The 13,249-nt window shown below is 55.5% G+C and carries 9 protein-coding genes; 5 read left to right on the forward strand and 4 right to left on the reverse strand.

Annotated elements, in window-relative coordinates:
* The first annotated feature begins 1 nt into the window (after position 1).
* From B157_RS0121865 to B157_RS0121885, 5 genes are read left to right on the forward strand one after another with little or no spacing between them, the layout of a single operon-like run.
* Positions 2 to 979: a FecR family protein gene (locus B157_RS0121865; protein ID WP_157618536.1), complete on the forward strand. Its 978-nt coding sequence runs from the start codon at positions 2 to 4 to the stop codon at positions 977 to 979.
* Positions 980 to 995: 16 nt separating this feature from the next.
* Positions 996 to 4,397: a SusC/RagA family TonB-linked outer membrane protein gene (locus B157_RS0121870; protein ID WP_245565196.1), complete on the forward strand. Its 3,402-nt coding sequence runs from the start codon at positions 996 to 998 to the stop codon at positions 4,395 to 4,397.
* A 20-nt stretch (positions 4,398 to 4,417) separates the two neighbouring features.
* Positions 4,418 to 5,878 carry a RagB/SusD family nutrient uptake outer membrane protein gene (locus B157_RS0121875; RefSeq protein WP_020605448.1) on the forward strand — a complete coding sequence of 487 codons (1,461 nt, stop codon included), beginning with the start codon at positions 4,418 to 4,420 and terminating at the stop codon, positions 5,876 to 5,878.
* Between the two features lie 13 nt (positions 5,879 to 5,891).
* Positions 5,892 to 7,898 carry an FAD-dependent oxidoreductase gene (locus tag B157_RS0121880; RefSeq protein ID WP_020605449.1) on the forward strand — a complete coding sequence of 669 codons (2,007 nt, stop codon included), beginning with the start codon at positions 5,892 to 5,894 and terminating at the stop codon, positions 7,896 to 7,898.
* A 42-nt stretch (positions 7,899 to 7,940) separates the two neighbouring features.
* A complete protein-coding gene (locus B157_RS0121885; protein ID WP_020605450.1) occupies positions 7,941 to 9,593 on the forward strand; it encodes an FAD-dependent oxidoreductase in 1,653 nt (550 codons plus the stop codon).
* A gap of 628 nt (positions 9,594 to 10,221) precedes the next feature.
* Here the strand turns inward: B157_RS0121885 and B157_RS0121890 are convergent.
* Genes B157_RS0121890 through B157_RS40600 form a run of 4 tightly spaced genes read right to left on the reverse strand, consistent with a single transcriptional unit; the run spans position 10,222 to position 13,248 of the window.
* Positions 10,222 to 10,674 (reverse strand): DsrE family protein, encoded by a 453-nt coding sequence (locus B157_RS0121890; RefSeq protein ID WP_020605451.1) that lies wholly within the window; start codon positions 10,672 to 10,674, stop codon positions 10,222 to 10,224.
* A gap of 37 nt (positions 10,675 to 10,711) precedes the next feature.
* Positions 10,712 to 12,118, reverse strand: coding sequence for an MBL fold metallo-hydrolase (locus B157_RS0121895; RefSeq protein WP_020605452.1), 1,407 nt, complete (start codon positions 12,116 to 12,118; stop codon positions 10,712 to 10,714).
* 28 nt (positions 12,119 to 12,146) lie between these two features.
* Positions 12,147 to 12,968, reverse strand: coding sequence for a 5'-nucleotidase C-terminal domain-containing protein (locus B157_RS35855; RefSeq protein ID WP_157618537.1), 822 nt, complete (start codon positions 12,966 to 12,968; stop codon positions 12,147 to 12,149).
* Between the two features lie 58 nt (positions 12,969 to 13,026).
* The gene (locus B157_RS40600; RefSeq protein WP_084761856.1) at positions 13,027 to 13,248 is read right to left on the reverse strand and encodes a transposase family protein; all 222 of its coding nucleotides are present in this window, start codon (positions 13,246 to 13,248) and stop codon (positions 13,027 to 13,029) included.
* Between the last annotated feature and the right edge of the window lies 1 nt (position 13,249).

Here is a 13,249-nt window from a genome sequence, read left to right on the forward strand (position 1 = left end):
GATGGTCACTAAAGACTTGATCCTGAAATCGTTCGACGGACGCACCACTCCCCTGCAAAGGGCATTGCTCGTCGACTGGCTCGAAGAACCGGCTAACGTCGAGCAGTATTACGAGTGGCTTGAGGAGTGGGAGCGGGACAATCCACAGTTTCTCCCCGATGTAGTCCCGGCATTTGAGCGATCATTACAACAAACAAGGCTCATAATCGAGCCAGATAAAGAAACTGGCTTCCGGCCTGCGTGGGGACGTTGGTTGCTGGCAGCATCAGTCGTGTTGGCTTTGTTGATGGGTAGTGCCTGGTTACTGCGTGAACCGCTGCTAAACGTCCGCTACCATACAGCATTTGGTGAACTGCGCACGCTCACCCTACCCGATGGAAGCCGGGTTACACTCAACGCTAATACCCAACTCCGGTTGTCACGCTGGCAGTTTGGTCGTCAAACGCGGGAGGTATGGCTCACCGGCGAAGCCGAATTCTCTGTACGGCATTTGCTCAGCAACCAACCGTTTCTGGTACACACGCCCGACGGCCTGACGGTGCGGGTGCTGGGGACTGAATTTGTCGTCTATAGCCGGGCGAGGGGTAGCAAAGTAGCGTTGACCAAAGGCAGCGTTCAACTTCAGGCTGACCAGCCTGGGTTAACCAGGCCGCTTATCATTAAACCCGGCGACGTAGTTACGCTCTCCAGCAAAGGCCGCTTTACCCTGCGTCACCAGCAAACGGCATCAACGTATACCGCCTGGAAAGACCATCAGTTCATTTTCGATAACACGTCTTTAACGGAGGTTGCCTACCAGATTACCGAGCAGTTTGGTGTAACGGTCGATGTTCCCGACACGGCCCTCGCCCAGAGCAAAATAGGCGGAACCTTCCGGGCGCAGTCGGCCCCTGAGTTACTCGACGTGATTGCCCAGATGCTGAATGTCCATGTCTATAAAACCGGACGGCAACACTACCGTCTGACGGTAAACCCTTAATTAACCCCTTTACCAAATGCAAAAACCAATACCAATCCTTCTGCTCATGGTGGGTGCATTGCTGAGTACCCCGCCCCTCCAGGCCCAACTAGTTGCCCGAAATCACCTGGCTACCCAACGCACCAACGGGCAGGACAATACCCGTTCAACGGAGAGTATGACCCTGCGTGAAGCCCTGAAGCAGCTTGGTCAGCAATACCACGTAGATATTCTTTTTGAGGAAAAACTACTAGAAGGCTTCCTCGTTCCGGCCGGTCAGTTCAGGGCAAATGCCCGCGTTGACCGGGCACTGAACAGCCTGCTTGAATCGTCTCGCCTGCGTTATCAGCGGATTCGCAAGGGAGCCTACGTTATTCTACCGGCCAAATCCATGGCCGCTGTCCCCGCTACGCCAACAGGAGTCAACGCACCGGAGCCGACAGGACGCGTTGAGTCAGTGGCCTCGCTGCTGCCGCGTCCAATGAGCAGTCTGGTGCAGGATCGTACCATTTCGGGGCGGGTATTGGGCGAAACCAACGAGGGGCTTCCAGGGGTAAGCGTAGTGATCAAGGGTACGCAAAAAGGAACAACGACCAATGCCGAGGGCCGCTATCAGCTTGCTGTTCCGAACGCCAGCGACGGACCGGGCAACGTAACGCTGATCTTTAGCTTTGTAGGGTATACCTCGCAGGAAGTAATCGCAGGCAATCGCTCAACGGTGGACCTGACGCTGGTGCCCGACGACAAAACGCTTAGCGAAGTAGTAGTTGTTGGTTATGGTCAGGTCAGAAAAAGCGATCTGACGGGGTCGGTTTCTACCGTAAAGGCCAAAGATATCAACGCCTTTCCGGTTACGACTGCCGTGCAGGGTATTCAGGGCCGGGTGGCGGGGGTTCAGGTGCTGCAAAACTCCGGCGCACCCGGTAGCGACATTTCGGTACGAATCCGGGGTGGCAACTCGCTGCGGGCCAGTAATGAGCCGTTGTACGTGGTCGATGGGTTCGCCTTGTCGGGTGGGCTATCAGCACTTAACCCCACCGATATCGAAAGCATCGAGGTGCTGAAAGATGCGTCGGCCACGGCCATCTACGGGTCGCGGGGCGCCAACGGAGTTGTCATCGTAACCACAAAAAAAGGAACGTCGGGCCGCCACCAGGTCGATGTGGACAGTTACTACGGGGTGCAGTCGCCTACCAAACTCATCGACTTGCTCAACGCCCGCGAAATGGCCGAAATTGCCAACGAACGGGCAACCAACGACGGGGCAAAACCGTACTTTACCCCGGAGCAACTGGCGGGTTTTGGCGATGGCACCAACTGGCAGAAAGAAGTGTACCGGTCCGCTCCGATTCAAAACCACGGGCTGACTTTCTCGGGCGGCACCGACCGGATGCAGTATTCGGTGTCGGGCAATTACCTCAATCAGCAGGGCATCGTACCCAACTCCGGCCTTAAGAAAGGAACCCTGCGGGCCAACATCAACCACAAAGTGCTGGAAAAACTCAATTTCTCGCTCAGCACTATCCTCAGCCGCCAGTCGCAGCGTCGGATCAGTGGCGAAAACGGGAACCGGGGTGACGGAGCCTTATCGGCCATTTTAGTGTCTCCGCCAACGATTACCCCTTTCAATGCCGACGGGAGTTTGAGTAATGTGGCCCCTTATGCGTTCAGCTCCAACGTATTGCAGAATCCATTCGCCTACATGTACGGCCGCTCCGATAACGAAGTACGCGATTACGTACTGGCCAACTCGGCACTGACCTACGAATTTGTACCGGGCCTTACCTTTCGGGTATCGGGCGGTATTGAGCTGGTCGATAGCCGCCGGGATCAGTATTCGACACGGCAGCTCAACGGGTCGCCCAACGGCAGTGGTGCTGTTTCAACGGGCCGCCAGACCAATCTGCTGAACGAGAATATCCTGAATTATACCCGTCAGTTTGCCCAGCGGCACAACCTGACCCTGACGGGAGGCTTCACCTACCAGACCCAGGAAAATACCGCCCTCAGTACGGGAGCGAGCGGCTTTGCGTCGGACGCCCTGACGACGAACGCGCTCCAGGCGGGCACCACACCCGGTCTGCCCAATTCATCAGCGTCGAGCTGGACGCTGCTTTCGTACCTGGGGCGGGTCAATTATGGTTACCGCGACCGGTATCTGCTCACAGCCAGCTTTCGGGCCGATGGATCGTCGCGTTTCGGGGCCAGCAACAAATGGGGGTATTTCCCGTCGGCGGCTTTTGCCTGGCGGGTGAGCGAAGAGTCGTTCATGAAAAACCAGACGGTGGTATCGGACCTGAAGTTTCGGGCCTCAATCGGGCAGAGCGGCAACACGGCCCTCAGCCCCTACCAGACGCTCAACAGTCTCAGCTCGTACCAGACCATCTTCGGCAATGATTTAGGGATTGGTTACGCGCCAAGCAGTACCCTTTCCAACCCGAATCTGAAATGGGAAACTACTACCCAGACCGACGTTGGCGTGGACGTGGCCTTCCTGCAAAACCGGCTCCAGCTGACGGTCGATTATTACCACAAAAAGACGGATGACCTGCTGGCCGTGGTATCCCTGCCGACCTCGGCGGGCTACGCCACAACAACGCAGAACATTGGCTCTATCCGCAATCAGGGAGTTGAATTCGGGCTGGATGCCGCCATTCTTCGGGTTGGTGCCGTGCGCTGGAACGTAGCGACCAATGTATCCATCAACCGCAATAACGTGGTGAGTCTGGTGGGGGGGAGCGACATCTTTGGTTCTGCCGTAAACCCGCCCCTCGGCGTGGCCGTGAACCTGGTGCGCGAAGGGCAGCCGGTGGGCGTGTTCTACGGCTATCAGGAAAATGGGCTGGACGAAAAAGGGGCGATCAAATTCAAAGATCTAAACGGCGATGGAGTCATAACGGCGGCCGACAAGGCCATAATTGGCAACCCCAATCCTAAGTTTATTTATGGGTTCAACTCAACGCTCTCCTACCGTAATTTTGATTTGACGTTCTTTTTGCAGGGCGTGCAGGGCAACGATATTTTCAATGCCAATGTGACCAGTTTTGCCAACAGCTTCAACTTTGGCGAGAACCAGATCAAAGACCTCTACGCGAACCACTGGAGCGCGCAAAACCCTGATCCCAACGCCAAATACCCCCTCATCAGCGTCAACACCAAATTTCGGGAATCAGACCGCTTTATTGAGGATGGGTCGTATCTGCGGCTGAAAAACATTCAGTTGGCTTATACCGTACCAACCGCCAGATTAGGGATTAACTGGCTCCGGAAACCCCAGGTTTACGTGAGTGCGCAGAATCTGATGACCATCACGAAGTACTCCTGGTACGACCCTGAAGTGAGCACCCTTGGCGGCTCTACCTCCATCAGCCCCGGCGTAGATGCCTTTGGCTACCCCGTAGCCCGTACCGTAACGGTTGGTGTCCGGCTTGGTTTCTAACCCCCTTTTCGTAATCGATCATGAAGAAATATATTCTTTTCCCCCTGCTTCTGGCCGCTACGGCCTGCTCCGACCTGCTTCAGGAAGTACCGGTAGACCGGCTTTCCCAGGAAAATTTTTACCGCACAAAAAGCGATCTGATGGCCGGACTCAACGCGGTATATGCGCAGGTGCGGGGGGCAAATTCGTACGGCACCAACTACCCCGCACAGCTCAACGGAATGGCCGATTACTGCATTTCGCGGGGCACCCAGATACCCGTCAGTGAGTTTAAGGGGCTGGATGGAACCAACGTAGGCCGTACCAACAACATCTGGCGCGACCTGTTCCAGGCGATCAACTCCGCCAATATCATCATTAAACTAACGCCCGGCGTGACACTGAGCGACGCCGACAGGAACGCGGTGCTGGGCGAAGCCCGGTTTCTGCGCGCTTTTAACTATTACAACCTGGTGCGCAACTATGGTGGGGTACCACTTCGCACCGAGCCGGTCACCACAACCGGGCAGGTAGGCGGCAAACGCGCCACCATTGATGAGGTATACAAACTGATTGCCGACGATTTACAGTTTGCCGAAACGGCCCTGCCCGGCACCCAGGCCGAAATTGGCCGGCCCACGAGCTGGGCCGCCAAGCTGCTGCTGGCCAGTATGTACCTGACCCGCGAGAACTGGACGGCTGCCCGAGATAAAGCCGATGAGGTCATCAAATCCGGACTGTACAGTCTGGTGGAGGTAAAAACGTCGGATGAGTTTGAGAAGGTCTTCGGCGCCGATCTGACTACCAGTCCGGAAGAGGTTTTTTACCTCAAGTACGCCCGGATTGCCGGACAGGGCTGGGGCTACCCCAGTTACCAGCACCCCGCCGATGGGCCGTACACGACCGGGGTGCGTGCGCACTGGACAACAACGGCCATTCCGCTCATTAAAAACTGGAGCGACAAGGATTTAAGGAAGGATTATAATCTATACTCGTCCTACATCAACCGGTCGGGCAAACTGACCACGTTCCCTACGGCCGAGCCGATCTGTTTCCGCAAATTCCGCGATGTTCCCGCCAATCCGGCCGGTAACGATTTCCCCTTCCTGCGCTACGCCGAAGCGCTGCTGATTTCGGCCGAAGCGGGCAGTCAGGCGGCTAACGGCCCTACGGCAGCCGCGCTCGAAAACCTGAACAGAGTACACCGGCGGGCCTATGGGTTTCCGCCCAACGTACCCGCGCCGTCGGTCGATTTTACACTGGCCGGACAAACAGCCGCTTCCTTCCGGGATTTGGTCCTGACAGAGCGGGCCTACGAATTTATGATGGAAGCGGGGCGCTGGCTTGACCTGAAACGACTCGGCGTCGACAAACTCAAAACCACCATCAAAGCCGCACGGGGTAAAGACGTGGCCGACGCACACCTGCTCTGGCCCATTCCGCAACAGGAAATTGACAACAACCCCGACATCAGCGTTACTGACCAGAACCCCGGCTATTGATCGTATCTGACCTATGAAGTACTTACTTTGGCTGGCTCTGCTGCCCGCGTTTGCCCAGACACCGTCCCCCGTCTCCGTCGACGTTTGCGTGTACGGGGGGACTTCGGCGGGCGTTATGGCGGCCTATACCGCTAAAAAGGCCGGCAAATCGGTGCTGCTCATCGAACCGGGCAAACACCTGGGCGGGCTGACAACGGGCGGATTGGGGTATACCGACATTGGCAATAAATACGCCGTGACCGGTTTGGCCCGCGACTATTACCGGCGCATCGGGCAGCATTACGGCAAGTTTGAACAATGGATTTTTGAGCCGCACGTCGCCGAGAATTTATTTGGTGAATACATCAAACGGGGCCAGGTGACGGTGCTTTACAACCATCGGCTGGTGTCGGCCAGTAAAGTCGGCACAACCATTCAGTCCATCACTCTGGAGCAGTCAGACCAGCCCAATGCCGCCACCAACCGCGTAATTCGGGCCAGGCAGTTCATCGACTGTACCTACGAGGGTGACCTGATGGCCAAAGCCGGGGTGAGTTTCATGGTAGGCCGGGAAGCCAACAGCGTATACGACGAAACCATCAATGGCTTTCAACTCATGAACGGCCACCAGTTTCCCGACGGTATCGATCCCTACAAAATTCCCGGCAATCCCGATTCGGGCTTGCTGTGGGGTATCAGCGCGGCCAGACTAGCCCCCAACGGTACCGGTGACAACTTACCGCAAGCCTACAATTACCGCATTTGCCTCACCGACGACCCCGCCAACAGCATCCCCATTACCCGCCCTGCTGGCTATGATTCAACCCGCTACGACCTGTTGCTTCGACTGATGGCGGCCCAGCCCAGCCAGCGCAAACTCGGCAATTATTTTATCTGGAGCCGGATGCCCAACCGCAAAACCGACATCAACAACCGGAACGGTTTTTCGACCGATATGATCGGGGCCAATGCCCGCTATCCCGAAGCCGGTTATGCCGAACGGACGGCCATTATTGCCAACCACGAACAATATACAAAAGGGCTGCTGTACTTCTTTGGCCATGATACGCGCGTCCCCGCCGAACTCCGGCAGGAGATGCTGGCCTGGGGATACCCCAAAGACGAGTATACGGATACCGGAAACTGGTCGCCCCAGCTGTACATCCGCGAGGCCCGGCGCATGATTGGCGACTATGTGATGACGCAGCGTAACTGCGAAGGCCGCGAACGGGTTCAGGATGCCGTTGGTATGGCGGCCTACACGATGGATTCCCACAACTGCCAGCGCATTGTGGTCGAAAAAAACGGCGTGAAGATGGTCAAAAATGAAGGGAACGTCGAAGTGGGGGGCTTTCCGCCCTATCCGATTGCGTACCGGTCACTGACCCCTAAACCAACCGAATGTACCAACCTGCTAGTGCCGGTATGCCTCTCGGCGAGCCACATTGCGTACGGATCTATTCGGATGGAGCCGGTCTTTATGGTGCTGGGGCAATCGGCGGGGCTGGCGGCAGCCATGGCCATCGACGCAGGCGTACCTGTCCAGCGGATAGATATAACGAAGCTGCAAAGCCAGCTCAAAACCAACCCGCTGGCCGATGGCAGCACGGCTGAAATTCTGGTCGATGATGCCAGTGAGGGCAGCATCGACCGGGTGGGCAACTGGAGTCAGATCAATAAAGGCAAGGGGAGCTACGGACCGTCGTGGCTGGCCGATAGCAGTCAGGGGCAAACGCCTAAAGTGGTTCGTTTCCGGCCTCGTGTGCTCAAACCAGGTCCCTACAGTGTGTATGCTTATTTCCCGAAACTGGACAATGGCAGCCGTCGCACAACGCTCACGATTTCGGACGGGAAAAAGGACCGCGAAGTCGTTGTCAACGAAGCCGATATCCGGGTAGAAGGCCAAACTTCCGGCGAGTGGGTGTCGCTGGGCAACGTAACGCTTCCTACCGGGCAAAAAGGCTACGTGGCCGTATCGAATAAAAATGCGGACGGTATCGTCGTGGCAGATGCGGTGCTGTTTGTGCCGGTGAAGCAGTAGTATGCAGCCTGTTTATTGTTTCTTTTCCAAATTCTCATGTCAATGAAATTACTAATCTCCCTCTTTACACTAACCATCTTAGGCGCGTGGTCCGGCCCCTTAAACCACGTCAACGCCGTCACCCGAACGGCCGACGTTATCATCTACGGCGGTACGTCGGCGGCTGTAACGGCCGCGGTACAGGTTAAAAAAATGGGTAAGTCCGTCATCGTCGTTTCGCCCGATAAACACCTGGGCGGGCTGAGCGCGGGTGGGCTGGGCTTTACCGATACGGGCGACAAATCAGTGATTGGCGGGCTGGCGCGGACGTTTTACGGACGACTTTACGACCATTATCAGAAGCCCGGCTCCTGGAACTGGGAGAAGCGGGAGCAGTTTGGCAACAAAGGGCAGGGAACCCCCGCCCTCGATGGGGCCAACCGCACCATGTGGATTTTTGAACCCCATGCCGCCGAGCAGGTGTTCGAGGATTTCGTCCGGGAAAACAACATTACCGTTTATCGCAACGAATACCTGAATCGGTCGGCGGGTGGGGTGCAGAAGCGGGGCACCGCCATCCAGTCGTTCAGGACGCTGAGCGGTACGCAATACATCGGCAAAATGTTTATCGACGTCACCTACGAGGGCGATTTGATGGCGGCAGCGGGCGTGTCGTATCACGTGGGCCGCGAAGCCAACAGCGTTTATGGGGAGGAGTTCAACGGGGTGCAGCCGGGGGTGTTTCAGCACGCTCATTATTTCAAGACCAACGTTAGCCCTTATAAAACGCCGGGCGATCCGAACAGCGGCTTACTCCCCGAAGTATCGGCAGAACCAATCGGCGAAAAGGGGTCGGGCGACAACAAGATTCAGGCGTATTGCTTCCGGATGTGCCTGAGCAACCACCCCGACAACCGTATTCCATTCGCCAAACCCGAGGGCTACGACCCGGCCCGCTATGAACTGCTGGCGCGCGTTTATGCCAATGGGTATACCGAAACCTTCAACAAATACGACCTTATTCCGAACCGCAAGACGGATACCAACAACCACGGCCCGTTTAGCACCGACTACCTCGGCAAGAACTACGACTACCCCGAAGCGACCTACGAACGCAGACGCGCGATTATCCGTGACCATGAGTTGTACCAGAAAGGGCTGATGTATTTCCTGCAAAACGACCCCCGCGTATCGGCGGATGTTCATGAGCGGATGCAGGAGTGGGGGCTGCCCAAAGATGAGTTTACGGACAACGGCGGCTGGCCCCACCAGATTTATATTCGGGAAGCCCGGCGCATGGTTGGGGAGTTTGTGATGCGCGAAGCCGATGCGCTGGGCAAAACAGCCGTACCGAATCCGGTGGGCATGGGTTCCTACTCGCTGGATGCGCACAATGCCCAGCGGTACATCAAAGCCGATGGCTTTGTGCAGAACGAGGGCGACATTGGCGTGCATCCCAAACAGCCTTACTCCATTGCGTACGGCTCAATTCTGCCCAAAGAAACCGAGTGCACCAATCTGCTGGTGCCCGTTGCCATGTCGGCAAGCCATATTGCCTACGGTTCCATTCGCATGGAGCCGGTCTTTATGATTCTGGGGCAGTCGGCAGCTACGGCGGCCGTGCTGGCCATTCAGAATAAGGTAAGTCTGCAGAAGCTACCCTACGAGAAATTAAAAGTAGTCCTTCTGAATGATGGTCAGCGACTGACCCTTTAGTTTATCTATTGCATAAGAAGAAGCTCGTTCACAGAGAAGCCGCGTTTATTAAAACTGGACGCGGCTGCTCTGTGAACGGTTGTTTCAGTACGCTCCTTTGTTAAGCCATTTTATTTAAGGGGTGCCTTCCGGCGAATTCCTACGCTGGAAACTCCTGACCAAAATCAACATGTGTTGACGGCCGAAGAATTACCTGCCTACGGGAGTAAAAACACCTATGGACGAGGCCAACCCATTTTACGGGATTTGTTAGCCAAACGGGACGTTCTTGCTCTGGAGGTACCCTCGTCAGTAATGCCTGGCGGTATCAATTCTCTCCTTCAACCATAGCAGCATCCGCGTGGTTGAAGGAAAAGCATTGGTCATTGATCGACGACTAATAATTCATCTAGCTTACCCGACGTTTAAGTGAACGATCTTGGGGTAGGGCTAGGTGGGTCTCTTTGCTATCTGTCAATCTTACTCCGTAGCGTACAGGAGCCGCCATCCGGAAAGAATCACCTGACAGTCAGTTGTAAAGAAGATCGTCCATCAGTCGCCTGCGAACGACTGATGGACGATCTTGCCATTTGAGAGCCGGCCTTCACCCCCGTGTTTCAGAGCGTAAGGGCAATGGCATTAGAGTTAGTTAAGGGTGCATGATTGCCCAGCCTTCCTGCTGGCGGATAATCAGTTCTCCGTTGCCACTGGGTACATAACTAATAAAAGGAAACAGTTCCTTTTTATCGATCTTACGCTCCCGCATGGTGTTTTCGCACATGGCCAGAATTACCCCCCGGCTTTGCAGCCCTTTCACCAGTTCTTCGTAGGGCTTATCGGTCCGATAGACAGATACTCCCGCCCCGTGAACGACCAGCTCTACGTCGAGCTTACCCTTCAGCCGGGGGTCATCGAGCGCGTTCTGGATATTTCGCAGCGTCCCCTTTATTTTGCCATCATCATCGGTGTTGAGCTGGTAAACTACCTGATAATGCGCTTTCGTTGGGGTAGCTCCGTGAAATTCAGCCGGTTGTTTCTGGGCGTTGACCGCAGCCATCGTAGTCATCAGCAGGCTTACCGTCAGCAATAGGATCGTTTTCATCGTTTCTGGTTGGTTTAAACGTTGATTGATATAGTAGTTAATCCGATAGACCCGGTTTTTCAACCGGCAGGTCAGCTTCCTGCCAGGCCGTCCATGAACCCGGAACATTACTCACATCGGAGAAGCCGTTTTGTTGTAGGATACTGGCGGCAATAGAGGCCCGAAATCCTGAGCCGCAGTACACTACGAGCGGCAGACTGGGGTCCAGTTCGCTGAGATGATCGCGCAGGTGCGCTACGTATAAATGTTGGGAATTCGGTATATAGCCTGCGCTGCGTTCTTCCTCACTTCGCACGTCAAGAATAGTCAGATCAGGATCAGTCAAGTGTAGATTTAACGTCTGTACCGTCCATTCCCGCACAGATTCCAATGGCAGCGCGGCATTCTGCCAGCTGGTCATTCCCTGATGCAGATAACCCACAATGTTATCGCAGCCTACCCGAAACAGCTGCTCAGCCGCCAGGGCCAAATCCCGTTCGCTTTCGACGATTAACAAAACTGGGTCTAACCGATCAATCATCCAGCCCACCCAGGTCGGAAATTCGGGCAGTAGGGCAATGTTGAGCGCACCCGGCACGTGGCCACCTCCGAAAGCCAGAATCGAACGGGCATCCAGAACCACTACACCGTCTTTTTGTTGCATTCGCTGCTGAAAGGTACTTGGCGACAGAGGGGGAATTACCGCAGGCTGGCCCTTCAGCGGAGCCCCCACGGTGTTCAGCTTTTTCAGGATCGGATAATGGCGGGGTGGCTCCGGTATGTCACTTAACAGCCATTCCACGAAATCAGATGGGGAGGGATGCTTGAAGACCGGGCTGAACAGCCGCTCATTACCGATCGTACTCTGGCGCCTATCACCGATGGATTTACCGCAGGCCGACCCGGCTCCGTGACCCGGATAGAGTTCGATATGATCCCCTAATGGCAGAATTTTTTCGTACAGCGAATGATACAGATCATTCGCCAGTTGCCGGGTTTCGGCCTCACCCAGCAGATCAGGCCGGCCGGCATCCTGATTGAACAGGGTGTCGCCCGAGAAAAGGGCCAGGGGCTGATCGCCCTGTTTTTTATCGTACAGCAGCCAGGATACGTGTTCGGGGGTGTGGCCGGGCGTATGCAGGGCCCGGAGCGTTACGTTGCCGAGCTCGATACCATCCCCGTCGTTCACCTGGGTTAGATCAAACTGGTACGCGTCGCTGATACCACCATAAATGGGTGCGCCGGTGTGTGCCTCCAGCTCGTGTGATCCCGACACAAAATCGGCATGGATGTGTGTTTCGATAATGGCCGTGATACGCACCCCCAGGGCCTGCGCTCTGGCCAGATAGACCGCCACATCCCGACGGGGGTCAATAACGGCCACCAGACCCGCTTTGTCGTCGCCGACAATGTAGCTAAGCTGCGCCAGTCCTTCACTGTTTATTTGTTCTAATACGAGTGCCATAGCGTTGATTGGTAAGAGGGTTAATAGGTTAAACACTGATGAATGTGCCTTCCAGATGTATATGAACAGGAGAGTGCTGGTGCAGGTAAGAAACCATTGATGCAACAGCGTGAATTTGGGTATCCCGCCGTTGCGTACCCAGTTTTTGCGGTACCCCTTGCACCGTAACAAAGGCGCACGTGTAAGATCGCTCCGGCTCAACCGGCCTCCTATTCACAAAAAGCTGCTGAATGCGCCCACCGGATGGATTCTCCATCTTGAAAAATACCGTAATACCGCAGGCTCGTTTGACGTAACCACCCGCCTGCTCATAGGCATTCCCCGAGAAGGTTTTCTCCAGGTTTGTTTCCAGCATCTCCCGAATGTCGTGGCCAGTCAGTTCAACCAGCGAAATGACCGGATCCATCGGTACGATATTATATAATTGCCCCAGCGTAACCGGCCCCGCCGGAATGGGTGCACCGTAGCGCCAGCCGTTGGAAAAAGCGATCTCCGCACCAGTCGATTCCAGCAGGGACTTCAGGAGCAGATTGTCCATCGTTGCTTCCAGGCAGGTACTCCGATCCAGCGGGACCGTCGTTTCACCCACCACCTGCGCCATCCTTTCGCGGAAGGGCGCCAGCCCTTGTTCGACCAACATCTGCATGATCGGCTCCGGCTCAACTGACTCAGCCACCTCCGTCAGCTGGTGTTTGTACGCCACAATCAGGCCGCCTTCCAGGGTTAACAGCAGTTCGCCCAGAAATGCCCCCTGGCAACCTGACTCGATCAGGATTGTACCGTTTGGATGCAGTGGCTGCGTAAGACGGTCATGGGTGTGCGCACATAAGCAAACATCCACCCCAGGCACTTCCTGCAGCAGCTTGTTTGTTTGCGGTATGCCTAAATCAATGGTTAGTCAATAGAGTTTATGTCAATTTAGGCTTAGGATGATTAGGATACTGAACAGGCTTTCGTGTCACTCTGAAATTGTGCAAGCCAGCGCACAAGTGAATCACCGTACCCACAAAATCGCTTTTTCGCAACCGACATGCATCCCGAACGATTCGATATCGTTTCGTACTCCCAATCACGTGTTCAACCTGAACCCGAATTCGCGATACCGCTTGGTTGTAGGCTTTCTGCTCCATA

It is taken from the genome of Spirosoma spitsbergense DSM 19989, from assembly GCF_000374085.1.
GTDB lineage: Bacteria > Bacteroidota > Bacteroidia > Cytophagales > Spirosomataceae > Spirosoma > Spirosoma spitsbergense.

What these genes read in the sequence shown, in the direction of transcription:
- B157_RS0121890 (WP_020605451.1), bottom strand. Translation starts at nt 10,674, where the DNA reads ATGAAAACGATCCTATTGCTGACGGTAAGCCTGCTGATGACTACGATG.
- B157_RS40600 (WP_084761856.1), bottom strand. Translation starts at nt 13,248, where the DNA reads ATGGAGCAGAAAGCCTACAACCAAGCGGTATCGCGAATTCGGGTTCAG.
- B157_RS0121885 (WP_020605450.1), top strand. Translation starts at nt 7,941, where the DNA reads ATGAAATTACTAATCTCCCTCTTTACACTAACCATCTTAGGCGCGTGG.
- B157_RS0121895 (WP_020605452.1), bottom strand. Translation starts at nt 12,118, where the DNA reads ATGGCACTCGTATTAGAACAAATAAACAGTGAAGGACTGGCGCAGCTT.
- B157_RS0121870 (WP_245565196.1), top strand. Translation starts at nt 996, where the DNA reads ATGCAAAAACCAATACCAATCCTTCTGCTCATGGTGGGTGCATTGCTG.
- B157_RS0121880 (WP_020605449.1), top strand. Translation starts at nt 5,892, where the DNA reads ATGAAGTACTTACTTTGGCTGGCTCTGCTGCCCGCGTTTGCCCAGACA.
- B157_RS0121875 (WP_020605448.1), top strand. Translation starts at nt 4,418, where the DNA reads ATGAAGAAATATATTCTTTTCCCCCTGCTTCTGGCCGCTACGGCCTGC.
- B157_RS0121865 (WP_157618536.1), top strand. Translation starts at nt 2, where the DNA reads ATGGTCACTAAAGACTTGATCCTGAAATCGTTCGACGGACGCACCACT.